This is a genomic window from Shinella sp. H4-D48 (assembly GCF_022637395.1).
In the GTDB taxonomy this organism is placed as follows: domain Bacteria; phylum Pseudomonadota; class Alphaproteobacteria; order Rhizobiales; family Rhizobiaceae; genus Shinella; species Shinella sedimenti.
The window spans coordinates 1,087,074-1,112,134 of record NZ_CP093337.1; the positions used below are offsets into that span (position 1 = coordinate 1,087,074).

At 63.8% G+C, this 25,061-nt stretch carries 25 protein-coding genes; 20 read left to right on the forward strand and 5 right to left on the reverse strand.

Annotation, left to right across the window (positions count from 1 at the left end; translation table 11 throughout):
• Positions 1-18: 18 nt before the first annotated feature.
• Positions 19-678: a dihydrofolate reductase family protein gene (locus MNR02_RS05200; protein WP_241948328.1), complete on the reverse strand. Its 660-nt coding sequence runs from the start codon at positions 676-678 to the stop codon at positions 19-21.
• A 221-nt stretch (positions 679-899) separates the two neighbouring features.
• On the opposite strand from MNR02_RS05200, the gene MNR02_RS05205 reads away from it, so the two are divergent.
• The 4 genes from MNR02_RS05205 to MNR02_RS05220 all read left to right on the forward strand — a co-directional run bounded on the left by MNR02_RS05205 (position 900) and on the right by MNR02_RS05220 (position 5,158).
• Complete coding sequence (locus MNR02_RS05205) at positions 900-1,832, forward strand: neutral zinc metallopeptidase (protein ID WP_241948329.1); 933 nt, start codon at positions 900-902, stop codon at positions 1,830-1,832.
• 176 nt (positions 1,833-2,008) lie between these two features.
• Positions 2,009-3,262: a TCR/Tet family MFS transporter gene (locus tag MNR02_RS05210; RefSeq protein WP_241948330.1), complete on the forward strand. Its 1,254-nt coding sequence runs from the start codon at positions 2,009-2,011 to the stop codon at positions 3,260-3,262.
• Between the two features lie 151 nt (positions 3,263-3,413).
• Positions 3,414-4,784 carry an MATE family efflux transporter gene (locus MNR02_RS05215; protein WP_241948331.1) on the forward strand — a complete coding sequence of 457 codons (1,371 nt, stop codon included), beginning with the start codon at positions 3,414-3,416 and terminating at the stop codon, positions 4,782-4,784.
• Positions 4,784-5,158: a DUF4440 domain-containing protein gene (locus MNR02_RS05220; protein WP_241598171.1), complete on the forward strand. Its 375-nt coding sequence runs from the start codon at positions 4,784-4,786 to the stop codon at positions 5,156-5,158. Before MNR02_RS05215 ends, MNR02_RS05220 begins: the two co-directional genes overlap by 1 nt.
• Positions 5,159-5,217: 59 nt before the next feature.
• Here the strand turns inward: MNR02_RS05220 and carA are convergent, their stop codons facing one another.
• Entirely contained in the window at positions 5,218-6,426 is a 1,209-nt protein-coding gene (gene carA, locus MNR02_RS05225; protein ID WP_241948332.1) for a glutamine-hydrolyzing carbamoyl-phosphate synthase small subunit, read from the reverse strand.
• Positions 6,427-6,750: 324 nt separating this feature from the next.
• On the opposite strand from carA, the gene MNR02_RS05230 reads away from it, so the two are divergent.
• From MNR02_RS05230 to recQ, 3 genes are all read left to right on the forward strand, one after another.
• Positions 6,751-7,200, forward strand: coding sequence for a GatB/YqeY domain-containing protein (locus MNR02_RS05230; RefSeq protein WP_241598176.1), 450 nt, complete (start codon positions 6,751-6,753; stop codon positions 7,198-7,200).
• A 124-nt stretch (positions 7,201-7,324) separates the two neighbouring features.
• Positions 7,325-9,325 (forward strand): DNA primase, encoded by a 2,001-nt coding sequence (gene dnaG / locus MNR02_RS05235; protein ID WP_241948333.1) that lies wholly within the window; start codon positions 7,325-7,327, stop codon positions 9,323-9,325.
• 218 nt (positions 9,326-9,543) lie between these two features.
• A complete protein-coding gene (gene recQ / locus MNR02_RS05240) occupies positions 9,544-11,382 on the forward strand; it encodes a DNA helicase RecQ (RefSeq protein WP_241948334.1) in 1,839 nt (612 codons plus the stop codon).
• A gap of 3 nt (positions 11,383-11,385) precedes the next feature.
• Here recQ and MNR02_RS05245 read toward each other — a convergent pair whose 3' ends face one another.
• On the reverse strand, positions 11,386-12,156 hold the full coding sequence (locus MNR02_RS05245) for an SDR family oxidoreductase (protein WP_241598182.1): 771 nt from the start codon (positions 12,154-12,156) through the stop codon (positions 11,386-11,388).
• 152 nt (positions 12,157-12,308) lie between these two features.
• On the opposite strand from MNR02_RS05245, the gene MNR02_RS05250 reads away from it, so the two are divergent.
• From MNR02_RS05250 to rpoD, 6 genes are all read left to right on the forward strand, one after another.
• Positions 12,309-13,037 carry a bifunctional 2-polyprenyl-6-hydroxyphenol methylase/3-demethylubiquinol 3-O-methyltransferase UbiG gene (locus MNR02_RS05250; RefSeq protein WP_241948335.1) on the forward strand — a complete coding sequence of 243 codons (729 nt, stop codon included), beginning with the start codon at positions 12,309-12,311 and terminating at the stop codon, positions 13,035-13,037.
• A gap of 25 nt (positions 13,038-13,062) precedes the next feature.
• Positions 13,063-13,518 (forward strand): GFA family protein, encoded by a 456-nt coding sequence (locus MNR02_RS05255; protein WP_241948336.1) that lies wholly within the window; start codon positions 13,063-13,065, stop codon positions 13,516-13,518.
• Between the two features lie 37 nt (positions 13,519-13,555).
• A complete protein-coding gene (locus MNR02_RS05260) occupies positions 13,556-14,743 on the forward strand; it encodes a glycine C-acetyltransferase (protein WP_241948337.1) in 1,188 nt (395 codons plus the stop codon).
• Between the two features lie 33 nt (positions 14,744-14,776).
• Positions 14,777-15,814 (forward strand): L-threonine 3-dehydrogenase, encoded by a 1,038-nt coding sequence (gene tdh, locus MNR02_RS05265; RefSeq protein WP_241948338.1) that lies wholly within the window; start codon positions 14,777-14,779, stop codon positions 15,812-15,814.
• 43 nt (positions 15,815-15,857) lie between these two features.
• A complete protein-coding gene (locus MNR02_RS05270; protein ID WP_241948339.1) occupies positions 15,858-16,205 on the forward strand; it encodes a GFA family protein in 348 nt (115 codons plus the stop codon).
• A gap of 416 nt (positions 16,206-16,621) precedes the next feature.
• Positions 16,622-18,676 (forward strand): RNA polymerase sigma factor RpoD, encoded by a 2,055-nt coding sequence (gene rpoD, locus MNR02_RS05275; protein ID WP_241598193.1) that lies wholly within the window; start codon positions 16,622-16,624, stop codon positions 18,674-18,676.
• A gap of 63 nt (positions 18,677-18,739) precedes the next feature.
• Here rpoD and MNR02_RS05280 read toward each other — a convergent pair whose 3' ends face one another.
• Positions 18,740-18,979 carry a DUF2798 domain-containing protein gene (locus MNR02_RS05280; RefSeq protein ID WP_241598194.1) on the reverse strand — a complete coding sequence of 80 codons (240 nt, stop codon included), beginning with the start codon at positions 18,977-18,979 and terminating at the stop codon, positions 18,740-18,742.
• 262 nt (positions 18,980-19,241) lie between these two features.
• Between MNR02_RS05280 and MNR02_RS05285 the strand changes: the two genes are divergently transcribed.
• A complete protein-coding gene (locus tag MNR02_RS05285) occupies positions 19,242-20,888 on the forward strand; it encodes an alpha/beta-hydrolase family protein (protein WP_241948340.1) in 1,647 nt (548 codons plus the stop codon).
• A gap of 93 nt (positions 20,889-20,981) precedes the next feature.
• Here MNR02_RS05285 and MNR02_RS05290 read toward each other — a convergent pair whose 3' ends face one another.
• Positions 20,982-22,088 carry a branched-chain amino acid ABC transporter substrate-binding protein gene (locus MNR02_RS05290; RefSeq protein ID WP_241598196.1) on the reverse strand — a complete coding sequence of 369 codons (1,107 nt, stop codon included), beginning with the start codon at positions 22,086-22,088 and terminating at the stop codon, positions 20,982-20,984.
• Positions 22,089-22,385: 297 nt separating this feature from the next.
• On the opposite strand from MNR02_RS05290, the gene MNR02_RS05295 reads away from it, so the two are divergent.
• From MNR02_RS05295 to MNR02_RS05315, 6 genes are all read left to right on the forward strand, one after another.
• The gene (locus MNR02_RS05295; protein ID WP_241598197.1) at positions 22,386-22,958 is read left to right on the forward strand and encodes a transglycosylase SLT domain-containing protein; all 573 of its coding nucleotides are present in this window, start codon (positions 22,386-22,388) and stop codon (positions 22,956-22,958) included.
• A 98-nt stretch (positions 22,959-23,056) separates the two neighbouring features.
• Complete coding sequence (locus MNR02_RS05300) at positions 23,057-23,410, forward strand: DUF1428 domain-containing protein (RefSeq protein WP_241598198.1); 354 nt, start codon at positions 23,057-23,059, stop codon at positions 23,408-23,410.
• A 51-nt stretch (positions 23,411-23,461) separates the two neighbouring features.
• On the forward strand, positions 23,462-23,587 hold the full coding sequence (locus tag MNR02_RS22890; RefSeq protein ID WP_256464528.1) for a hypothetical protein: 126 nt from the start codon (positions 23,462-23,464) through the stop codon (positions 23,585-23,587).
• Positions 23,588-23,612: 25 nt separating this feature from the next.
• Positions 23,613-24,023, forward strand: coding sequence for a secondary thiamine-phosphate synthase enzyme YjbQ (locus tag MNR02_RS05305; RefSeq protein WP_371746716.1), 411 nt, complete (start codon positions 23,613-23,615; stop codon positions 24,021-24,023).
• A gap of 57 nt (positions 24,024-24,080) precedes the next feature.
• Complete coding sequence (locus MNR02_RS05310; RefSeq protein WP_241598201.1) at positions 24,081-24,431, forward strand: nuclear transport factor 2 family protein; 351 nt, start codon at positions 24,081-24,083, stop codon at positions 24,429-24,431.
• Between the two features lie 110 nt (positions 24,432-24,541).
• Complete coding sequence (locus MNR02_RS05315) at positions 24,542-24,970, forward strand: hypothetical protein (protein ID WP_241948341.1); 429 nt, start codon at positions 24,542-24,544, stop codon at positions 24,968-24,970.
• The last annotated feature ends 91 nt before the right edge of the window (positions 24,971-25,061 follow it).

Genomic DNA, 25,061 nt, shown 5'->3' on the forward strand with positions numbered 1-25,061 from the left:
AAGGCGGGCGCGGTCAAGTCATGTCAGGTTGCGGCGGCGCTCCAGTTCGGCATCGGTCGGTGTATCGAACTCGAATGAGCCGGTCGCGACATCGCCGGCGCGGACATAGCGGCTGATGACGATGCCGTTCTGGCTCGTCCTGGAGCTTTCAAGGGTGAGGGCGCGCGGGAAGGAGGCATCGCCGAACAGGCGCTTGCCCTTGCCGAGGATGACGGGGAAGACGAAGACGTTGATCTCGTCGACAAGGTCGTTTTCGAACAGCGTCTTGAGGAAATCCGACGAGCCCTGCGTGAGGAGATCCGGCCCGTCGCCGCTTTTGAGCGCCTTCACCGCCGCGATAGCATCGCTACCAAGGGTCTGGCTGTGCTGCCAAGTGGTGCGGAAGCCGGGGTTGCGGGTCGCGACATATTTGGTCACACGGTCGAAGAGCGGGCCGATGGGGTCGTTCGCATCCGCATAGGGCCAGTGGGCCGCGAAGATGTCGTAGGTCTTACGGCCGAGCAGCAGGTCGAAGGGGCGGGCGAACAGTTCGCCGATGACGGCGCCAGCCGTTTCGTCGAAATAGGGCGCGACCCAGCCCCCGAAGCGGAAGCCGCCGATGGGATCCTCCTGCGGCCCGCCCGGCGCCTGCATGACGCCATCGAGACTGGTGAATGCACTGACGATGAGCTTTCGCATGGGGTTACTCCTGATCCGGATCTATTGACGATACCTAGAGACGATTGATGCGACGACGAGCCGACAGGGTGGCCGAAAATTCTTGGCAATGCAGCTTTGTGGACGGCGCCGAGCGCCCGCTTTTCGTTTTGCAAGCAGGCACGCACGCCCTATAAGCTGTTGCTGAGGAACGAATTCGTGTCGTGAACGTTCGTCGGCAATTCAATGCGGGGAAATGCGCCATGGAATGGAAAGGTCGTCGCCAGTCGGACAATATCGAGGACCAGCGCGGAGCCGGGCCATCCATGGGTGGGGGTAACCCCTTCGGGCGCGGCGGCGGGTTCCGCATTCCCATGGGCGGCGGGCGTCGTGCGGGCGGCGGCATGAGCATCGGCACGATCATCTTTCTTGTCGTGATCTATTTCGTCTTCAAGGCGATGGGCATCGATCTCCTGCAGGTCATGGGCAATGGCGGCCAGGTCAGCGTGCCGGGTGTCGAGCAGACGGAAAGCGCCAACCGGCGCACCTCGCCGCAGGAGGAAGAAACCAAGGCCTTCATGGCGACGGTCCTCGCCGAGACGGAAGACACCTGGAACGGCATCTTCCAGTCGGCCGGCGAGCGCTACGAGGAGCCCAAGATGGTGCTCTTTTCCGGTTCGGTCCAATCGGCCTGCGGCTTTGCGTCGGCGGCATCAGGCCCGTTCTATTGCCCGGGCGACCGCAAGGTCTATCTCGACATGAGCTTCTTCGACGAACTCGCCAGCAAGTTCGATGCGGCCGGCGATTTCGCCCAGGCGTATGTCGTCGCTCATGAGGTCGGCCACCATGTGCAGAACCTCACCGGCGTCCTGCCGCGCTTCAACCAGCAGCGCCAGCGCATGAGCCAGGCGGACGCAAACCAGATGTCGATCCGCGTCGAGCTCCAGGCGGATTGCTACGCCGGGATCTGGGGGAAGTACACGCAGCAGAAGGGCCTTCTGGATGCGGGCGACCTCGACGAAGCGCTGAATGCCGCCACCCAGATCGGCGACGATACGATCCAGAAGCGCATGCAGGGCTATGTCGTGCCCGAGAGCTTCAACCACGGCACGTCCGAACAGCGCCGCCGCTGGTTCAAGCGCGGCTTCGATACCGGCCGCGTCGATCAGTGCGACACGTTCAAGGGCGACGTCTGATCCTGTCGATCCATCATCAAAGAAAACCCTCCGGTCTGCCTGGCCGGAGGGTTTTTTCGTCGGAACGGCTGGCGATTTGCGATGTTCATGGATTGTTTCGCCCGGAAAACTGAAATAGAAGTCGCGGCCTGACATTTCCGTACCCGATGGCGGGTGTTTTCGTTCGAGGTCTCTTCATGGTCGATGCCAGGTCCACCCGGCGCGGGCTTTTTCTCGTCTTCATGATCATGTTCCTCGACGTGATCGGCATCGCCATCGTCGTGCCGGTGCTGCCCACCTATCTGCACGAACTGACCGGCGATGATATCAGCCAGGCGGCCATCGACGGCGGCTGGCTGCTGCTCGTCTATGCCGGCATGCAGTTCCTCTTCGCGCCGCTCATCGGCAATCTCTCGGATCGCTTCGGGCGCCGGCCGGTGCTGCTCGCCTGCATCCTCACCTTCGCCATCGACAACCTGATCTGCGCGCTGGCGACGAGCTACTGGATGCTGTTTGCCGGCCGCGTGCTGGCGGGCATCAGCGGTGCGAGCTTCTCCACGGCTGCCGCCTTCATCGCCGATGTCTCCAACGACGAGACACGGGCGAAGAATTTCGGCCTGATGGGCATCGCGTTCGGAACCGGCTTCGTGATCGGCCCCGTCATCGGCGGTGTGCTCGGGGAATTCGGCCCGCGCATCCCCTTCTATGGCGCCGCCGCGATAGCCTTCCTCAATTTTGTCGCCGCCTGCATCCTGCTGCCGGAAAGCCTCGCGCCGAAGAACCGCCGCCGGTTCGAACTCGCGCGCGCCAATCCGCTCGGCGCGCTGCTTCAGATGCGCAACCATCCCGGCGTGCTGTGGGTCGGCGTCGTGCTGTTCTGCTACGGGCTGGCGCATGCCGTATATCCGGCGGTCTGGCCTTTCGTCGCGGCGCTGCGCTACGGCTGGAGCGAAGGCCAGATCGGCCTGTCGCTCGGCGTTTTCGGCATCGGCGGGGCGCTGGTCATGGCCTTCGTTCTGCCGCGCATCGTGCCGCGCATCGGCGAATACCGCACGGCGGTCGTCGGCATCTGCTTTTCCGTTCTCGGCCTGTCGGGCTATGCCGCTGCCTGGCAGGGCTGGATGGTCTATGTGGTCATCGTGCTGACGGCGCTCGAAAGCCTCGCCGACCCGCCGCTGCGCTCAATTGCGGCCGCGCGCGTTCCGCCATCCGCGCAGGGCGAGTTGCAGGGCGCGCTGACCAGCATATCCAGCATCACAACCGTCATCGGTCCGCTGCTCTTCACGCAGGCGTTCAGCTACTTCACCGGGCCGCAGGCGCTGGTCACGTTTGCCGGTGCGCCCTATGCGCTGGCGGCGGCGATCCTGTTCGTCGGGCTCATCGTCTTCGTCACGACGTTGCGCGGCGCAGGTGCGGGTCCGAAGGCGAAAACGGCACCGGAAACGGCCTGAAGGCGCTCTCAATCGTGATATTTCGACGAAATTTCGCGCGGAAACGGCCTGTTCCAGTCCGCTTTTCGTCTTTTTGATAAGAGCATCAATTCTATTCGATTGATCGCGGGCAGGACTTGTGATCGGAAGCGATGCGAAAGTGAGAACCATCATGCAAACCGCATCGCATCACGCCGACAACAGCTGGCGCGCGCATTTCCGCGCAACCTTGACGCTTGGCGTGCCGCTGATCGGCGCCCAGCTCGCGCAGCTGGGTATCCACACGACGGATGTGGTGATCCTCGGCCGGCTCGGCGCCGCGCATCTCGCGGCCATCGTGCTGGGGAGCCAGTTCTTCTTCACGCTGTTCATTCTGGGTTCCGGCTTCGCCAATGCCGTCATGCCCATGGTGGCGCAGGCCTATGGCCGGGGCGATACCGTTTCGGTGCGCCGTTCCGTGCGCATGGGCATGTGGGTGGTGCTCCTCTATGCCGCGCTCATGGTGCCGATCTTCTACAATGCGGAGAGCATCCTGCTCTATGCCGGTCAGACGCCCGAGGTGGCGGCCCTCGCCGGCAGCTACCTGAAGATCGCCCATTGGGGCATGGCGCCTGCGCTGCTCTTCATGACGCTGCGCGGGCTTGTCAGCGCGCATGGCCGCGCGGGCATCGTGCTCTATGTCACGATCGTTATCCTCACGGTCAACGCCTTCTTCGCCTATGCGCTGGTGCTCGGCCATTTCGGTTTCCCGGCCTGGGGCATCGAGGGGGCCGCCGTGGTCTCCTTTGGCGTCAACCTTCTCAGTTTCTTGCTGATCACCGCCTATATACAGTCGCGACCCGTCATGCGGCGCTACGAGCTCTTCGTGCGCTTCTGGCGACCGGACTGGGCCGCGTTCCGGGAGGTGGTGCAGCTGGGGCTGCCGATCGGCTTGACCATGCTGGCGGAAGTCAGCCTCTTCACCGGCGCCTCGCTCTTAATGGGCCGCCTCGGCACGCTGGAGCTCGCCGCCCACGGCATTGCGCTGCAGCTCGCGTCGCTCGCCTTCATGATCCCGCTCGGACTTGCGCAGGCCGGTACGGTGCGTGTCGGCGTGGCGCATGGGCGCGGCGATCGTCTGGGTGTGGTGCGTGCGTCCTGGGCGGTGCTCGCCGTCGCCGCGACCATCGCGGTCTTCGGCGGTCTGCTCTTCGCGCTCGTTCCGCGCGAACTCGCCGCTGTCTTCCTCGACAAGGCCGGCAAGGATTCGGCGGCGGTGCTGGCGATTGCCGGGCCCTTCGTGATGGTGGCCGGTCTTTTCCAGCTGGTCGATGGCCTCCAGGCTATCGCCGCCGGCCTGCTGCGTGGCCTTAAGGATACGCGCATACCCATGGTGCTGGCGCTGATTTCCTACTGGCCGATCGGCTTCCTCTGCGCATGGTTCCTGGCCTTCCCGGCTGGCTTCGGCGGGGTCGGCATATGGTTCGGCTTCGTCAGCGGGCTGGCCGCTGCCGCCGTGCTGCTTAACTGGCGCTTCTACCGCCTCGTGCGGCAGCGGGTCTGATGGACGTCGCGCTCGCGGATATCCGCGCGCTCGAGGAGGCGCTGCACCGCGCAGACGTGCGCGGCTCGCGCGCCGCTGTCGAGGCATTGCTGGCCGACGGTTTCGTCGAATTCGGCAGTTCGGGCTCGATCTATGACCGCGAGGCCATCATCGGTCTTCTCGCCGCCGAAGCTGACGCGCCGGCCGAAGGCAGGCTGCGCGCCTTCGATTATGCGCTGACGGTCATATCCGCCGATGCCGTTCTGCTCACCTATCGCACCGAGCGGCTGGCAGACGGGAAACCGCCGCGCCATGTGCTGCGCAGTTCCATCTGGAAACGGACCGGTGCGGGCTGGAAGATGCTCTTTCATCAGGGAACGCCGACCGACGCGTGATCACAAACAGAAAAGGCCCCGGACATGTCCGGGGCCTTCCAATTTCTGTGCCGTGAGCCTTAAGCGCGTTCCGGCAGGGCTTCCTCGCCCTTCTTCGCACGCACCAGATTGATGAAGCGGCGGAAGAGGTAGTGGCTGTCCTGCGGGCCGGGGGATGCCTCGGGATGGTGCTGCACGGAGAAGACCGGCTTGCCGACGAGGCGCAGGCCGCAATTCGTGCCGTCGAACAGCGAGACGTGAGTTTCTTCCACGCCGTCCGGCAGCGACGACGAGGCGACGGCAAAGCCGTGGTTCATCGAGACGATTTCCACCTTGCCGGTCGTGTGGTCCTTGACCGGGTGGTTCGCACCGTGATGGCCCTGGTGCATTTTCTCGGTGGTGGCGCCGACTGCAAGGCCGAGCATCTGGTGGCCGAGGCAGATGCCGAAGATCGGAAGGCCCGTTTCGATGAGCTTGCGGATGACCGGCACGGCATATTCACCCGTTGCGGCCGGGTCGCCCGGGCCATTGGACAGGAAGATGCCGTCGGGCTTCTGCGCCAGCACGTCATCGGCGCTGGATGTGGCCGGCATGACCGTGACCTTGCAGCCGAGGCCGGCGAAGAGGCGCAGGATGTTACGCTTCACCCCGTAGTCGAGCGCGACGATGTGGTATTTCACGTCGCTGTCGGCGAGGTCTTCATAGCCTTCGTTCCACACCCACGGCTTCTCGCTCCAGCGCGAGGACTGGCCGGAAGAGGCGACCTTTGCGAGGTCGAGGCCGACGAGGCCGCTCCAGGCCTTGGCTTCGGCCTTCAGCGTCTCGATGTCGAACACGCCGTTCGGGTCATGGGCGATAACGGCGTTGGGCGCGCCGTTCTCGCGGATCCAGGCGGTCAATGCGCGGGTGTCGATGCCCGACAGGCCGATGATGCCGCGGGCCTTCAGCCAGGCGTCGAGGTCCTTGGCCGAGCGGTAGTTCGAGGGATCGGTGATGTCGGCCTTGAAGATGGTTCCGACGGCTCCGTGGCGGGCAGCGGGCGTCAGGTCTTCGATATCCTCGTCATTGGCGCCGATATTGCCGATATGCGGGAAGGTGAAGGTGACGATCTGCCCGAGATAGGAAGGATCGGTAAGGATTTCCTGGTAGCCCGTCAGCGCCGTGTTGAAGCAGACTTCCGCGGTCACCTTGCCGGTGGCGCCGATGCCCTTGCCTTCGATAACGGTGCCGCCGGCGAGGACGAGCAGGGCGGTGGGCTTTTCAGAGGTCCATGCGGGGGTCGAGGTCATGTTCATCCCGTTTCCGGCACCGGGCGCCACCGGCTTGAAAGCCAGGGGACCAGGCACCATTTGAGGTCGCAGGCAAGGGCGCGCGGAAACCCGCGTTGGTTCGCCCTGATTGCCAAATTTCGTGCAGGTGCCGGAAAATAGACAAAGCGGATGGCGGGGTCAACCGCCGCCTGTGGATTGCGTGGAATTATAAAGCGTTTTGAATCAGATGCTTACGCAATCCGTTTGCGGTCGGGCCCGTTGCCGGTCTATGAGCATGCACAATCGAACGACGACAAGGGCCTGTCGCGCATCCGGCGCCGGCGGCCTTCCATGGAGAAAATGATGCGCGAAATCTTCGCAAACGACCTGAAGGAAGCCCTCAAGGCAAAGGACGCCTGCCGTGTCTCCACGCTGCGCCTGATCCAGGCGACGCTGAAGGACCGCGACATCGCCAATCGCGGCGCGGGCAAGGGCCCCGTCGAGGAGGACGAAGTGTTGCAGATCCTCGCAAAGATGATCAAGCAGCGCGAGGAATCGTCCAAGATCTTCGCCGAAAACGGCCGCCCGGAACTGGCTGCCCAGGAGCAGCAGGAAATCGCCGTCATCAAGGGCTTCCTGCCCGAGCAGCTTTCCGACGAGAAGGTGCGCGAGCTGATTACGGGCGTCATTGCCGAGATCGGCGCGCAGGGCCTGCGCGACATGGGCAAGATCATGGCCGTGCTCAAGGAGCGCTATCCCGGCCAGATGGACTTCGCCAAGGCCTCCGGCGTGGTGAAGGATCTCCTGAAGTAAGACGGGAAGGGCGGCTTCGGCCGCCCTTTTCCTTTGTGTCGCCGCCTGTGGATTGCTGTGGGTGACGGACTATCGCTGGCGGCGGGGCGTCCGCGTGGTTATATGAACCTCGACCGAGGTAACCATGCGCTTTTCCAATGCCTTCCTAGACGAGATCCGTGACCGCGTTCCCATTTCGGACGTGATCGGCCGGCGCGTGACCTGGGATCGCAAGAAGACAAATGTCTCGCGCGGCGATTACTGGGCCTGCTGCCCGTTCCACGGCGAGAAGTCGCCGAGCTTCCACTGCGAGGATCGCAAGGGTCGCTACCATTGCTTCGGCTGCGGCGTGTCGGGCGATCATTTCCGCTTTCTCACCGATCTCGACGGACTGTCCTTCCCGGAGGCCGTGCAGCAGATCGCGGACCTCGCCGGCGTGGCCATGCCCCAGCCCGATCCGCAGGCCGAGCAGCGGGAAAAGGAGCGCATGGGCCTCGTCGAGGTCATGGAGATGGCGACGCGCTTCTTCGAGGACCAGTTGCAGACCCCGGCCGGCGCCAAGGCACGCGCCTATCTGCGCGACCGCGGCCTGACAGGCCGCACCATCGAGACCTTCCGCCTCGGTTATGCGCCGGAAAGCCGCAATGCGCTGAAGGAGCATCTTGCGCGCAAGGGCGTGCCGAAGGAGGCGATGGAGGCCTGCGGGCTCGTCGTGCATGGCCCCGATATCCCCGTCTCCTACGACCGTTTCCGCGATCGCATCATGTTCCCGATCCATTCAGTGCGCGAGAAGGTCATCGCTTTCGGCGGCCGCGCCATGTCGCCGGATGCGCCGGCCAAATATCTCAATTCCAACGAGACAGAGCTCTTCCACAAGGGCAGCGTGCTCTACAATCATTCCCGCGCCCGGAAGGCTGCGCAGGGTGCCGGCCGCGCCGGCAGCGCCGCCCAGGACGATAGAGCCACCGGCACGATCATCGCCGTCGAAGGCTATATGGATGTGATCGCGCTCTATCAGGCCGGTATCGAGAACGCGGTGGCGCCGCTCGGCACGGCTTTGACCGAAAACCAGCTCGACCTTCTCTGGCGCATGACGCCGGAGCCCGTGCTGTGCTTCGATGGCGACGGGGCCGGCATTCGTGCGGCCAACCGCGCCGCCGATCTCGCCCTCCCGCTCATCAAGCCGGAGCGCACCGTACGCTTCGCACTGCTGCCCGACGGCAAGGACCCGGACGATCTGGTGCGCCATGAAGGCCGTGCGCCCTTTGACAAGGTGATGGCCAATGCCCGGCCGCTTGCCGACATGATCTGGAACCGCGAGGTGCAGGGCGCGAGCTTCGACACGCCGGAAAGCCGCGCGGCGCTGGAGGCGCGTCTGCGCCAGGTCACGGCCGTCATCGCCGACGAGGACGTGCGCCGCCATTACCAGCAGGCCATGCGCGAACGGCTGAACACATTCTTCAGGCCGGCGCAGCGGCAGGGCGGCGGCGGCAATTTCGGCGGCAACCGCCAGCAGAGAAGCGGTGGACGCGGTGGCCAGCAGGGTAACGCTGGGGCGACGGGGATTTCCGACCGGCTCGCGCGCTCCGCGCTGGTGCGCGGCGCGCAGGAACTACCGGCGTTGCGCGAGAGCGTTCTCGCACTTACCGTGGTCAACCACCCCGGCCTGCTGTTCAGCGATTACGACGATATCGCTAGCATCGAATATGACAACCGCGATCTCCAGCGCCTGTGGTCGGCGCTGCTGGGCATTGCCGGCTCCGTCGGCGCGCGGCTGGAGCGCGACCGGCTGATCGAGGACCTCGAGGCGGCGGGCTTCGAGGCGCTGCTCAAGGGGCTGGAACAGCAGATCCGCAATTCCCGCCTGTGGACCGCAACGGCGGAAGCCGCGCCGGAAGATGCGCGCGAGGGCTATCTCCAGGCGCTCGCCCTGCACAAGCGCACGCGCGCACTGCTCTGGCAGCGCCGCGAACTGGAGCGGGAACTGGCCGTTTCCACCGAGGAGGGAGACGACGAGCGCGTGCCCCAGATTCTGCGCGCCCTTCAGGAGGTGCAGCTGGAGACCGTGCGCATGGAAAACCAGGAAGCCATCATCGAAGGCTTCGGCGTGCTCTCCGGCCGCGTGAAGGGCCCTGCCGGTAAGTAAGGGTGCGCCTCTCATCCGCCCTGCGGGTGCTTTCTCCGCGCACGCGGGGCGAAGGTCGTAAGGGGAAGCGTCTCCATCGAGGGAACACCCGGCATCCTCCTTCTTCTACCCGCTTGCGGGAAAAGGTCGCGGCCGCGGGATGAAGGCAAACGGCCGCTGAAAGGTTGCCTCGCCATGCCGCAAACCCCATAGTCCGCCGTGAACGAAACAGGATTCGCATGCTCGATACCTCCACCGCAACCGCCCGCCCATCCCCGCTCGACGTGCTGAAGCGCGTCTATGGTTACGATGCCTTTCGCGGCAAGCAGCAGGCGGTGGTGGAGCATGTCACTGATGGCGGCGATGCGGTCGTGCTCTTCCCCACGGGTGCCGGAAAGTCCCTGTGTTTCCAGATCCCGGCGCTGTGCCGCGATGGTGTGGGTATCGTCATCTCGCCGCTCATTGCCCTGATGCGCGATCAGGTGGAGGCGCTGAAGCAGCTTGGCGTGAAGGCAGCGGCGCTCAACTCCTCTCTGTCGCGCGACGAGTTTTTTGCCGTGCGCGATGCCATGCGCGCCGGCGAGCTCGACATGCTCTATGTAACGCCGGAGCGCATCGTCACCGATGGTTTCAGCGAAATCGTGGCGGGTGCCCGCATCGCGCTCTTCGCCATCGACGAGGCGCATTGCGTCTCGCAATGGGGGCATGACTTCCGGCCGGAATACCGCACGCTCGGCATGCTCGCAGAGCGCTATCCTCGTGTTCCGCGCGTTGCGCTGACGGCGACCGCCGATCCGCATACGCGCGAGGACATCATCGAGCGCCTGGGGCTCGAGAGTGCTGCCGTCTTCACCACCAGCTTCGACCGGCCGAACATCTCCTACGAGATCGCCGAGCGCGACCAGCCGCGACAGCAGCTCCTGCGGTTCCTCTCAAAGCATCAGGGAGAGAGCGGTATTGTCTACTGCCTGTCGCGCGCAAAGGTCGAGGACACGGCGGACTGGCTGAACACGCAGGGTGTGCGCGCGCTGCCCTATCACGCTGGCTTCGACCGGGCGGTGCGCGATGCCAATCAGGATGCGTTCCTGAAGGAGGAAAACCTCTGCCTCGTCGCCACCGTGGCCTTCGGCATGGGCATCGACAAGCCGGATGTGCGCTACGTCGCGCATCTCGATCTGCCGGGCTCGGTGGAGGCCTATTATCAGGAGACCGGCCGCGCGGGGCGTGACGGCCTGCCGTCCGAAGTCTGGATGGCCTACGGCATGGCCGATGTCGTGCAGCGGCGCAAGATGATCGATGAGGGCGGGGCGGCCGAGGACATCAAGCGCATCGAGCGCGCCAAGCTGATGTCGCTGCTGGCGATCTGCGAGACGGCCGGTTGCCGGCGGCAGGCGATCCTGGCGCATTTCGGCGAGAGCCATGCCGGGCGTTGCGGCAATTGCGATACCTGCCGCAATCCGGTCGAGACCTGGGACGGCACCGAGGCGGCGATCAAGGCGCTGGCGGCAGTGTACCGCACCGGCGAGCGCTTCGGTGCCGCGCATGTCATCGATGTGCTGGTGGGCGCGGTCAACGAAAAGACGGAGCGCTTCGGGCATACGGAAATGCCGGTTTTCGGAGCGGGCAAGGACGTCGCCAAAAGCGTCTGGCAATCGATCTTCCGCCAGCTCATGGCCATGGGTCTTGTCAGTGTAGACCATTCTGCCTTCGGCGCTCTGAAGCTGGAACCGGAGGCGCGCGCCGTCTTCCGCCGCGAGCGGGCGGTGCTTTTGCGCAAAGACCGGCCGCAGACCGGCCGCAAGGCCCGCGCGGGCGGTTCGCCTGCATCGCGCGAACGCTCCAACCTCAGCGGTTCCGATCTGGCGCTGTTCGAGGCGTTGCGCGCCGAGCGCCTTACCATCGCCAAGGACCTCGATGTGCCGCCTTACGTCGTCTTCCCCGACACGACACTGATCGCGCTTGCCCGTGAGCGTCCCGCCGACCTGGAGGAGCTTCTGGATATTCCCGGCATCGGCGTTTCCAAACGCGATCGCTTCGGCGAGGCCTTCCTCGCCGTGATCGAGGATTTCGCCGGCTAGCAGCTACATCCTGACGGTCATGCCGCCATCCACAACGAGCACATGCCCGTTGACGAAGGAGGCGGCGTCGCTGGCGAGAAAAAGCGCGGCGCCGGCAATCTCGTCCGGCCGCGCCCAGCGCTGGACGGGAATGCGCTGGCGCACGAAGGGCATCAGCTCTTCATTGGCGGCCATCGCCGCATTGGTCTCGGTGGCGAACCAGCCCGGCGCGATGGCGTTGCTGGTGATGCCGAGAGGGCCATAGTCGACAGCCATGCTGCGCATGAGGCCGGTCAGGCCCTGCTTGGCGGCGGGGTAGACCCCGTCATTGGGCATGGCGACATGCCCGCCGATGGACGTGACGGCGATGAGCCGACCGTGGCCGTTCTTCTTCATGAGCGCAGCGGCATCGCGCGAAAGGCTGATGGCGGCCGAGAGGTCGGTGAGGATGAGATCGTCGATGGCGGCATCGTCCATGTCCTCAAGGGCGCGGCGGTCACGCGCGCCGACATTGTTGACCAGCACGTCCAGCCGGCCATGCCGGGCCTCGATATCCGCAAGCGCCACGCGCTGGGCCGCCCTGTCGGCAATGTCGAAGGCGGCGGCGGATGCCTTGCCGCCGGCGGCGGCGATACGGGAGACGGCCTCCTCCAGTGTCGCGGCGTTGCGGCCGGTCACCACGACATGTGCGCCGGCCTGCGCCAGCCCCAGCGCGATCTCGAAGCCGAGACCGCGTCCGCCGCCCGTCACGAGCGCCACGCGGCCCTTTTGGGAAAACCTGTCCAGTATCGTCATCGCCCCAAGCCCCATTGTCGCCGCCACCGGACAAGAGGAGGGCCGCACTGTCAACCCTGCTTTGCGCACTGGCCCGGTATGGTGACTGCCGTCACCCCTCGCTTTTCCGCATGTGGAAAACGCGGTATGTCCTGTCCCTGAAAGGATGCGCCATGGCCCAGAACATCTATGACCAGCCAGCCTTCTTCGAGGGGTACAGCAATCTGCCCCGTTCGCTTTACGGACTTGCGGGTGCGGCAGAGTGGGGCTCGGTGCGGGCGATGCTGCCGGACCTCGTGGGCAAGCGCATTGTCGATCTCGGCTGTGGCTTCGGCTGGTTTGCGCGTCATGCGGCGGACGAGGGCGCGCAAAGTGTGCTGGGCCTCGATCTCTCGGAGAACATGATCGCCCGTGCGCGCGCCGAAACCGCGTCACCGGCCGTGCGCTACGAGATTGCCGATCTCGAGCGGCTCGACCTGCCGGCGCAGGCCTTCGATCTGGCCTATTCGTCGCTAGCCTTCCACTATATCGCGGATTTCGATCGTCTGGTCCGTATGATCCATGCCGCGCTCGTGCCGGGTTCGGATTTCGTCTTCACTATCGAACATCCCATCTATATGGCGCCATCCACGCCCGACTGGGCCGAGGTCGGCGGGAAAACGGTCTGGCCGGTCGATGGCTACCTCATCGAAGGCCAGCGCACGACGGACTGGCTCGCTGAGGGCGTCGTCAAATATCATCGCACGCTGGGCACGACGCTGAACGCATTGATCGAGGCGGGCTTCACGCTTCGCCATGTCGAGGAATGGCGGCCGAGTGCTGCGCAGCTCGCCGAGCATCCGGAATGGCAGGTCGAGCTTAACCGGCCGATGTTCCTGCTGATCGCCTGCGGGCGTCCCTAAGCATCCATCCTGAGAGGACCGAGCCATGAAACGACCGAAATTGCCGCTCGATGGTGCCTGCCGTTGCGGGCGGGTCAAAATTCGCGTGAATGCACCGCCGCTGATCACAATGGCCTGCCATTGCACAGGCTGCCAGCGCATGTCGGCCAGCGCTTACTCGCTGAGCGCAGCGATCCCGACTGAAGGGTTTGCCGTTATTGCCGGCGAACCCGTCGTTGCCGGTGCCAGTCCGCATATCGGGCATCATTTCTGTCCGGATTGCATGACATGGATGTTCACCCGGATGCCCGGGCTGGATTTCTTCGTCAACGTTCGGCCGACCATGCTGAACGATGTGGCATGGTACAGTCCCTTCGTGGAAACCTACACGAGCGAGAAACTGGCCTGGGCGACGGTCCCTGCCGTGCATAGCTATACGAAATTTCCTGAAATGAGCGAGATGGAGCCTCTGATCGCCGCCTATGCGGCCAGCGTCGCCTGATCCGCCGAATGTCCCTTCCAGCCGTGAGTGCGCGACCATGACGTCCACCTTTATCACCCATCTGCAATCCGAGATCGAGGGCCTCAAGGCCGGTGGCCTTTACAAGTCCGAGCGCGTCATTACCTCAAAGCAGGCCGGCGAAATTGCCGTCCAGTCGGGCGAACGTGTGCTGAACTTCTGTGCCAACAACTATCTCGGCCTCGCAGACAACGCGGAGCTGGCCGAGGCCGGCAAGGCGGCGCTCGACCGTTACGGCTACGGCATGGCCTCGGTGCGCTTCATCTGCGGCACGCAGGAAGAGCACAAGCAGCTGGAAGCGCGCATATCGTCCTTCCTCGGGCTGGAAGACACGATCCTCTATTCGTCCTGCTTCGACGCCAATGGCGGCCTGTTCGAAACCCTGCTCGGTGAAGAGGACGCGATCATCTCCGATGCGCTGAACCATGCCTCGATCATCGATGGCGTGCGTCTCTCCAAGGCCAAGCGTTTCCGCTACGCCAACAACGACATGGGGAGCCTTGAGGAAGAGCTGAAAAAGGCTGAGGGCAGCCGCTTCAAGATGATCGCCACCGACGGCGTCTTCTCGATGGACGGCATCATCGCCAACCTTCAGGGCGTCTGCGATCTCGCCGAAAAATACGGCGCGATGGTCATGGTGGATGACAGCCACGCCGTCGGTTTCGTCGGCCGGCACGGCCGCGGTTCGGCAGAGCATTGCGGTGTCGAAGGCCGCGTCGATATCATCACGGGCACGCTCGGCAAGGCGCTCGGCGGCGCCTCGGGCGGCTATACGTCCGGCAAACTTGAAGTTGTCGAATGGCTGCGCCAGCGCTCGCGGCCCTATCTGTTTTCCAACACGCTGGCGCCGGTCATTGCGGCCGCCTCGCTCAAGGTCTTCGATCTCATCGACAATGGCGATGCGTTGCGCACGCGCCTTTATGCCAATGCTGACCTCTTCCGCAGCGAGATGACGAAGCTCGGCTTCACGCTGGCGGGCGAGACGCACCCCATTATTCCCGTCATGTTGGGCGATGCCGCGCTGGCGCAGGAAATGGCGAGCCGTATGCTGGCCCGGGGCGTCTACGTCATCGGCTTCTCCTTTCCCGTCGTGCCGCGCGGGCAGGCGCGCATCCGCACCCAGATGTCGGCCGCGCACAGCGAGGCGGATGTCCGCAGGGCTATCGACGTCTTCGCTGAGGTGGGACGCGAACTCGGCGTTATTTGAACTGTCTTCTGAATCCCTTGCGGAGGTTTCGTCATGTCGAACATGATGCGTGCGCTGGTTAAGGCAAAGCCCGAGGTCGGCCTGTGGATGGAGCATGTGCCTGTGCCGGAGGTCGGGCCGAACGATGTGCTGATCCGGGTGAAGAAATCCGCGATCTGCGGCACGGATGTACATATCTGGAACTGGGATCACTGGGCGCAGAAGACCATTCCGGTGCCGATGGTCGTCGGCCATGAATTCGTCGGTGAGATCGCCGAGATCGGCTCGTCCGTCACCAAGTACAAGGTCGGTGAGCGCGTCTCGGGTGAGGGGCATATCGTTTGCGGCAAGTGCCGCAACTGCCGCGCCGGACGTGGCCATCTGTGCCATTACACCAAGGGCGTCGGCGTCAACCGGCCGGGCTCATTCGGCGAGTTCGTCTGCCTGCCGGAATATAATGTGGTGCCCATCCCCGATGACGTGCCCGACGAGGTTGCGGCGATCTTCGACCCGTTCGGCAATGCCGTGCACACCGCTCTCTCCTTCGACCTCGTCGGCGAGGACGTGCTCGTCACCGGTGCGGGCCCGATCGGCATCATGGGCGCGATGGTCGCCAAGCGGTCGGGTGCGCGCAAGGTCGTCATCACCGACATCAATCCCGTCCGTCTGGAACTCGCCCGCAAGGTCGGCATCGATTACGTCGTGGATGCCTCCAGCCAGGATCTCGCGGAAGTGATGACGCAGATCGGCATGACGGAGGGTTTCGACGTCGGGCTTGAAATGTCGGGCGCGCCGCCGGCCTTCCGCTCGATGATCGACACGATGAACAATGGCGGCAAGATCGCCATCCTCGGCATCGCGCCTGACGGTTTCGGCATCGACTGGAACAAGGTCATCTTCAAGATGCTGACGCTCAAAGGCATCTATGGACGCGAAATGTTCGAAACGTGGTACAAGATGATCGCTTTCGTGCAGGGTGGCCTCGACCTTGCCCCGATCATCACGCACAGGATCGGGATCGACGATTTCCGCGATGGTTTCGAGGCGATGCGCTCGGGCAATTCCGGCAAGGTCGTCATGGACTGGTATTGAGGCCTGCCGCGATGGCGGCGGACATGGATGGGGAGGAGAAGCGATGATGTATGAGGGAAGCTGCCATTGCGGCAACATTGTCTTCGAGGTGGAGGGCACGTTCGACAGCGGACTCGACTGCAACTGTTCCCTGTGCCGGCGGCGCGGCGGGTTGCTGGCCTTCGTACCGGCGGAAAACCTGCGGCTGACCACGCCGCGAGAGAACGTGTCGACCTACACGTTCAACCATCACGTCATCCAGCATCATTTCTGTGCCAATTGCGGTATCGCGCCCTATGGCGAGGGCGCCGACCCCAAGGGAAACCGCATGGCGGCGGTCAATCTGCGCTGCATTCCGGCCATCGATATCGAGGCGCTGACGATCACAAAGGTGGACGGGCGGTCCTTCTGAGAGGCTGAAGCGAATCGCCTGGGCCGGATCGCCGGACATCAGGCGCTTGCAAGCCCTTGTCTTTGCGCGAAGCGCACCTACATGAGGGACAATCACCCTGCTATGCCGGCTTTCCCGTCTAGAAACCCGAATCGTAGGCTTTTACGGGTTTTTTGCCGGAAAAGCTTGACGCAACCGAAAATTCTGGGAATCACCATTGTTGGCGAGCAAGGAATGGGTACGGCGATCGGGAAGTCATGCAGTCGTGTCGCCTCGGCGGCGCGTTCACAAGCCCGCAGGCCGGGCGTGGTTAATCGGGATTTAATTGTCCATCCGTTAGGTCAGGGATGCTGATTCGCGGTAACGCACGCCGAAGGGCGATCGGCTGCGGACCCCCAACCGCTTGGAAACGGATATTCAGGAAAGCGACAGAGTAAATGGCGACGAAGGTCAAAGAGAACGAGGAAGTCGAAAACGAACGCGAAGGCGCATCCGACGGCCCACTTCTCGATCTTTCCGATGATGCCGTCAAGAAGATGATCAAGGCCGCCAAGAAGCGCGGCTATGTCACGATGGATGAGCTGAATTCCGTTCTGCCCTCCGAGGAAGTCACCTCGGAGCAGATCGAGGACACCATGTCCATGCTCTCCGACATGGGCATCAACGTCATCGAGGATGAGGACGCCGAAGAGGCGGCCCAGGGCGGCGACGACGAAAGCAGCGACGACGACAACGAAAGCGAAGGCGGCGAACTGGCTGCTTCCGGCGGCACCGCGCTTGCGACCGCCAAGAAGAAGGAGCCGACGGACCGTACCGACGACCCGGTGCGCATGTATCTGCGCGAGATGGGCTCGGTAGAGCTTCTGTCGCGCGAAGGCGAAATCGCCATCGCCAAGCGCATCGAAGCTGGTCGCGAGACCATGATCGCCGGCCTCTGTGAGAGCCCGCTGACGTTCCAGGCCATCATCATCTGGCGGGATGAACTCAACGAAGGCCAGACGCTGCTGCGCGAGATCATCGATCTCGAAACCACCTATTCCGGTCCTGAGGCGAAGGCCGCTCCGCAGTTCCAGTCTCCTGAAAAGATCGAGGCCGACCGCAAGGCCGCCGAGGAGAAGGAAAAGAACCGCAAGCCGCGTGCGGCAAACGACGACGACATCACCAATGTCGGCGGCGAGGGCCAGCCGGCGGAAGAAGAGGAAGAGGACGACGACGAGTCGAACCTTTCGCTCGCCGCCATGGAAGCGGAACTGCGTCCGCAGGTCATGGAGACGCTCGACACGATCGCCGAGACCTACAAGAAGCTGCGCAAGCTGCAGGACCAGCAGGTGGAAGCCCGCCTGCAGGCGACCGGCACGCTGTCGCCCGCCCAGGAGCGCCGCTACAAGGAGCTCAAGGACGAGCTGATCACGGCCGTCAAGTCGCTGTCGCTCAACCAGAACCGCGTCGACAGCCTCGTCGAGCAGCTCTACGACATCTCCAAGCGTCTGATGCAGAACGAAGGCCGCCTGCTGCGCCTTGCCGAAAGCTACGGCGTCAAGCGTGACTCGTTCCTCGAGCAGTATTCCGGCGCGGAACTCGATCCGAACTGGATGAAGTCGATTGCCAATCTGGCCGCTCGCGGCTGGAAGGAATTCGCCAAGAGCGAAAACACGACGATCCGCGACATCCGTCAGGAGATCCAGAACCTCGCGACCGAAACCGGCATTTCGATCGCCGAATTCCGCCGCATCGTTTCGATGGTGCAGAAGGGCGAGCGCGAAGCTCGCATCGCCAAGAAGGAGATGGTGGAAGCCAACCTCCGTCTCGTGATCTCGATCGCCAAGAAGTACACGAACCGCGGCCTGCAGTTCCTCGATCTCATCCAGGAAGGCAATATCGGCCTCATGAAGGCGGTCGACAAGTTCGAGTATCGCCGCGGCTACAAGTTCTCCACCTACGCGACGTGGTGGATCCGTCAGGCGATCACCCGTTCGATCGCCGACCAGGCCCGCACGATCCGTATCCCGGTGCACATGATCGAGACGATCAACAAGATCGTCCGCACCTCGCGCCAGATGCTGCACGAGATCGGCCGCGAGCCGACGCCGGAAGAACTGGCCGAAAAGCTTGCCATGCCGCTCGAAAAGGTCCGCAAGGTCCTCAAGATCGCCAAGGAGCCGATCTCGCTGGAAACGCCTGTCGGCGACGAAGAAGATTCGCATCTCGGCGATTTCATCGAAGACAAGAACGCGCTTCTGCCGATCGATGCCGCCATCCAGGCGAACCTGCGCGAGACGACGACCCGCGTTCTGGCCTCGCTTACGCCGCGCGAAGAGCGCGTGCTGCGTATGCGCTTCGGCATCGGCATGAACACCGACCACACGCTGGAAGAAGTCGGCCAGCAGTTCTCGGTCACGCGCGAACGTATCCGCCAGATCGAGGCGAAGGCGCTGCGCAAGCTCAAGCACCCGAGCCGCTCCAGAAAGCTGAGAAGCTTCCTGGACAGCTGAGCCTGTCCTGCACTCTTGCAAGGGCCCGGTCGTTTTCGCGACCGGGCCTTTTGCGTTTGTGCGTCAGGCCGGCCGAACAAGCAGCCGTACGAGGCGGCGAGTGAGCGGCAGGGCGAGAAGCAGGGTTGGGAAGGCGATGGTCCAGGATATCACCCAGGCCGGCAGCCAATGGCTGGCGAAATCGGCCTGCAGGCCGAGATTGCGCCAGGTGGCGACGGCCGACACGACCATCGTCATGATAACGGAAAGGATGAGGGGCATGACGAAACCCGCATAGCGGGCCGGCAGGCGCGTAAGCTGCATGGCAGTTTTCCTTTGAAGGGAAATCGTTCTGGCGTCGGCATCGTAAACCTTGCGCAAACGCCCTCGCGGACGATTTCAGGTCTGGATGCGTTGCTTGACGTCAAACGCTTACGGCCGATCAGTCATCGACGATGTCCCGATAAGCCATCCTGCAGCATATGGCAATCCGTATCCGCGTGCGAAGGATGGGCAAAACGCGCACCTACAGTTGCCTCACAGCAGTTGCTGTGCGAGGTTCCGGGCGACTGCGAAGGAGGTGCGGATGCGGGATCGGTTGTGGTCTTTTCTCTTGTCGTTCTCCGTGGTCGGCCTCCTGCTCGGTACGCTGTTCTTCGCGGTTTCGCTGACGCCGAGCCTGTTGCCGCGCACCTATGTCACGCAGGGCATTCTTTCCGGTGTCGCCATGGCCTGTGGCTATGGACTGGGCGTTGCGCTTGCCGCGCTCTGGCGCTGGTTCGAGCTGCCGGTGACGCAGGGGCCGGTGCGGCTGTGGCTTCGGGTTGTCGCCGGCGCGCTCTGCGCCATCGTCGTGCTCGTCTTCCTCTGGCGCGCGGCCGAGTGGCAGAACTCCATCCGCACGCTGATGCATCTGCCGCCGATCGAGACGGCGCATCCGTTCTATGTCGGTGCCATCGGGCTCGGCATCTTCCTGCTCCTGCTTGCCTTCGGCAAGCTCTTCGCCCTTGTCGTGCGGCTCATTGCCAGCACGTCGCGTGTCGCCGCGCCGCGGCGGGTGTCTTACGTCATCGGCACGGCACTCGCCGCCACGCTATTCTGGACGATGGCGGACGGGCTGCTGCTGCGCTTCGTGCTGCACACGGCGGATTCATCCTTCCGGCGGCTCGACCAGGTCATTGAGCCCGACACGGAAGAGCCGTCCGATCCGCTGAAATCGGGAAGCGCCGCCTCGCTGGTGCGTTGGGACGAGCTTGGCCGCATGGGGCGCTCCTTCGTGGCAAGCGGCCCCTCGGCGCAGGATATCGCCTCATTCACCGGCAAGCCGGCCATCGAGCCGCTGCGCATCTATGCCGGGCTCAATGCGGCGGAAACGCCGGAGGCGCGCGCCAGGATCGCGCTCGACGAGTTGATCCGCGTCGGCGGCTTCGAGCGCTCGACGCTGCTGGTCGTGATGCCCACCGGCACGGGCTGGATCGATCCCGAGGCCCTCGATACCGTCGAGTATCTGCACCATGGCGATATCGCGAGCGTCTCCATCCAGTATTCCTATCTCGCAAGCTGGCTGTCGCTGATCGCCGAGCCCGATTATGGTGCGGAGGCGGCCCGTGCACTGTTTCGCGCCGTCTACAATCACTGGACGACGTTGCCGAAGGAAAGCCGGCCAAAGCTTTACCTCTACGGTCTTAGCCTGGGCGCACTGTCGTCCGAGCAGTCTGCCGAACTGTTCGAGGTGATCGGCGATCCCTATGAGGGGGCACTATGGGCCGGCCCGCCGTTCCCCAGCCGCATCTGGCGCAAGATGACCGCCGACCGCAATCCCGGCACGCCGGCCTGGCTGCCGCGCTTCCGCGATGGTTCCTATGTGCGCTTCACCAGCCAGAAGAACGTGCTGCCGGAGGCCGGCGACCACTGGGGCCCGATGCGCATCGTCTACCTGCAATATGCCAGCGACCCCGTGACCTTCTACGATCCCTATTCGCTGTATCGCCAGCCTGACTGGATGGCCTTCCCGCGTGGACCGGATGTCTCGCCGGACTTCCAGTGGTATCCGGTGGTCACCTTCCTGCAATTGACGCTCGACATGGCAATGGCCACCACTGCGCCGATGGGGCTGGGTCATGTCTATGCCGGCGAGCACTATATCAACCCGTGGATTGCGGTGACGGACGTGCAGGACTGGAGCGACGCCGATATCGCCCGCCTGAAGGAAAAGTTCCGCGCCGGGCGATAAGGCCCGCGTGGGAAGACACGCGTTTGACCCCTCATCCGCAAGCAAAAACGCCGGGGCAGGGCCCCGGCGTTCGCATGTTTAGGTCGCGCCTGCTTACTCGGCGGAGACGATCTTGCCGTCTTCCCACTTGAAGAGCGAGAAGCTCTGCGAGGTGAGGTCACCGGTTTCGCCATAGGTCAGCTTGCCGATGGCGGTCGGGATCTCTTCGCCGGACTTCAGCGCGGTGGCGACAGCGGCCGGGTCATCGGCGCTGCCGGCCTTCTCGATGCCGGCCTTCAACACTTCGACGGCGGCATAGGCGTTGAGCGTGAAGGCTTCCGGCGGAATGCCCTTTTCCTTGAGCGCGGCGACGGCGGCCGAGGAGTCGGGGTTCTTCAGCGCGTCGGATGCGTTGGTGAACAGCGTGCCGGCAGCGGCTTCGTTGCCGATGGCCCAGTATTCGCTGTTTGACAGGCCTTCGCCGCCGATGATGGTGGCGTTCACCGACAGGTCCTTCAACTGGCGTGCGAGCAGGCCGCCTTCCGGGTGGTAGCCGCCGAAATAGATGACTTCGACGCCATCGGCCTTGAGGCGGGTGAGCAGCGAGGAGAAGTCCTTCTCGCCGGGCGTGACGGAATCATAGAGCGCTTCTGTGATGCCGCCGGCATTGATTGCTGCCTTGAACGCATCGGCAAGACCCTTGCCGTAGGCGCCCTTGTCGTGGATCACGGCGACCTTCTTGTCCTTCAGGTTCTTCAGAACATAGGCGGCGGCGACTTCGGCCTGCTGGTCGTCGCGGCCGCAGGTGCGCAGAACATTGGTGAGGCCGCGGGCGGTGAGGTCCGGTGCCGTCGCCGTCGGGGTGACCATCAGGATACCGTTTTCGGCCAGCACATCGGAGGCCGGAATGGCGACACCCGAGGTGACCGGGCCAACGACGAAGCGGATGCCTTCGCCGACGATCTGGTTGGCGGCCGAAACGCCCTGCTTGGGCTCGCCGCCGTCATCGGTCAGCTTCAGCACGACCTGTTCGCCGAGGATGCCGCCGTTCTTGTTGATCTCGGCGACGGCCGCTTCCGCGCCGTTCTTCACCTGGTCGCCATAGGCCGCGACGGGGCCCGTCAGCGGGGCGATCAGGCCGATGACGATATCGGCATGGGCAAGCGGGGCGAAGGCGACGGAAGCAGCGAGCAAGGCTCCGGCGAAAATTGGCTTCTTCATGATGTTCTCCTCAACGGGGGCCATCGGGGCCCGGTTGCAAGCGCCCGTGCATGCGGATGGCGTTGGCCGAAATCCGGGTGCAGGGGCCGTGTTCAGCGGTCCGGAACAATCGTGCGCGAGAGGCCGGCTAGCTATGGATTGATTAGGCCGCGAGGGCAAAAAGAGCAACAAAATAATGCATTTGCATCTTTGATGGGCGGATCAGCCGCATAGATGGGACAGACTTCCGGCAATTGAATCAAAACGAATTGTTAAGATTTACCTTTTATAAATATCCTCGATTTTCGAGGAACTGCGATGCGTTGCGTATTGATCGTCGTTCTCCTGCTGCTTGCCGGTTGCGCGTCTGTCCCCAGGCAGACACAGAATGCCTGCGCGATCTTCGAGCAGCGCGATGGACTTTTCGATAACTGGCGGAAAGCCGCCTATGGTGCCCAGCGGGAATATGGCGTGCCCGTGCCCGTGCTGATGGCAACGATCTACGCCGAATCCGGTTTCAGGCACAATGCGCGCCCGCCGCGCACCAAGCTGTTCGGCTTCATTCCGTGGAAACGCCAGTCGTCGGCGCTCGGCTTCTCGCAGGCGCTGGACGGCACCTGGAAGCGCTACCAGCGCGAGACGGGACGCTGGGCGGCAAAGCGCACCAACTTCAACGACGCGATCCGCTTCATCGGCTGGTATCACACAGAGAGCAACCGCCGGAACGGCATTGCCCTCAACGATACGTACCGCCTCTACATCGCCTATTATCACGGTCATACGGGTTATCAGCGCGGCAACTGGAGCGGCACGGCAAAGGCCGGCGCGAAGCGGGCCTCGACCATGGCGTCGAATTATGCCCGCCAGCTGAGGTCCTGCGGCGGCTGGTAATCTGCCGTCGCAAGGCATGCGGAAAAATGTCGACCCCTTGTCGGATCGGGCCCGCGCGCCACGTCCTTGTCCTGTGCAAAACAGGAGGAGAGACGCTCATGACCTATGTTGACGGTTTCGTGCTGGCCGTGCCGAAGGCCAATATCGAGGCTTACAAGGAGATGGCCCGCACCGCCGGCGATGTCTGGAAGGAACTCGGCGCGATCGACTACGTGGAATGCATCGGTGACGATGTACCCTATGGTGAACTGACCTCGTTCCCCCGTGCCGTGCAGGCGCGCGACGACGAGGTCGTGATCTTCTCGTGGATCACCTACCCATCCCGGGAAAAGCGCGACGAGATCAATGCGAAAGTCATGAAGGATCCGCGCATGCAGGGCGACGCGTGGAAGGACGTGCTGGACGGCAAGCGCATGATCTATGGCGGCTTCCGGCCCTTCCTCGAGTTGTGAGGCCGCGCGGCCTGCGCTATCACTCTCCCATCCGTCAGGAAAGGACGCAGCATGAACCACCTCTATTACGCGATCGTCGGTGATACGACGGATACCAATATGGGGCTCGCCCGCTTCATGGGCGTCATCGTGGTGTTCATCGTGCTGGGCGGCGGTCTGTCCTGGCTTATCGGTTGAGGCGGCTTTCATCGTGCCGCAACGCATGATCGAGATATCCACGCGCGGGCAGGGGCTCTACGAGTTCACCCGCGAGGTAGAGGCTTTCGTTCGTGAAGCCGGCGTAACGGAGGGGCTTCTGACCGTCTTCGTGCGCCACACCTCCTGTTCGCTGCTGATTCAGGAGAATGCCGATCCCGACGTGCGGCACGATCTCGACCGGTTCTTCCGCCGGCTCGTGCCGCCGTCCGATGATCCCTCCATGCGCTGGGTCGTTCATACGATGGAAGGACCGGACGACATGCCGGCGCATATCAAGGCGGCGCTCACGCAGGTCTCCATCGGCATCCCCGTCATGGCCGGACGGCTTGCGCTCGGCACCTGGCAGGGGCTCTATCTCTTCGAGCATCGTGATCGCCCGCACCGGCGCGAGATCGTGCTGCATCTCGGCGCCTGACGGGAACCCTTTTCGGGCTCGCCCGTTTGGCGCCTTGCCCATCGAGAGGAGACCCCCATGGCTGATACGACCGACCTTGCCCGCACCGTCATCGCCGCGCTGAACGCCCGCGATTTCACCACGCTTTCCGCCCGTGTGCAGGAGGATGTCGTCCTCTCCGGCATCGGCGAGGGAAGCGACAATGGCCGTGAGGCACTGCGCGACCGCTTTGCCCGCTATTTCCAGTCATCCGACGAGACCTATGCCGATGCGCTCGTCATGAGCGATGCCGCAGGCCAGGCGGTGGCCATCCGCGTGACGGCGCATGGCAAGACGGCGGGCGGCGGCACCTATTCGCGCGAAAAGATCCTGCTTCTGGAGGTCGATGAGGGGGAAATCACCCGCGTTGCCCTGTTCAACGGTTCATGAAGTTGAACGCAGGCTGAACGGACGATTCCATTTGCGTTCAGCATCGCAGCCATAAGGTGTTTTCAATCGCCGGTCAGAAAAGGTTCTGCCGGAGCCAACAGGAGCCTCTCATGAAGACCTTTCTGACCAAGACCATTCTCGCCGCCGTCCTCGGTCTCGGCGCCCTGACTGCTTCTGTTCCGGCCGCCTCGGCTGCCGGCGTGAGCGTGACCATCGACAACATCGGCTACCGCAACGGTTTCCTTCAGGTCCAGCAAGGCTGGGGCGATGACGGCGGCTGGGATCGCCGTGATCGTCGCGACCGCGGTGACCGCTGGGATCGCCGTGACGATCGCCGCCATGGCGGTGGCTGGGGTCGTGGCCGCGGCCGCTGCGCACCGGGCCTTGCAATCGAGAAGGCGCGCGATTTCGGTATGCGCCGCGCCAACATTGCCGACATGTCGCCACGTCGCGTCGTGGTCGAAGGCTTCCGCCGCGGCGAATATACCCGCATGATCTTTGCCAACGAGCGCGGTTGCCCCGCCATGTGGCGCCGCTGAACAGCTGCGGGGCCGGCGTGACGCCGGCTCCCACGGGGAAAGCTGTTCGCCTCGTCACCCCCGGCCGGCGAACGGCCTGCCCTCCCGACAT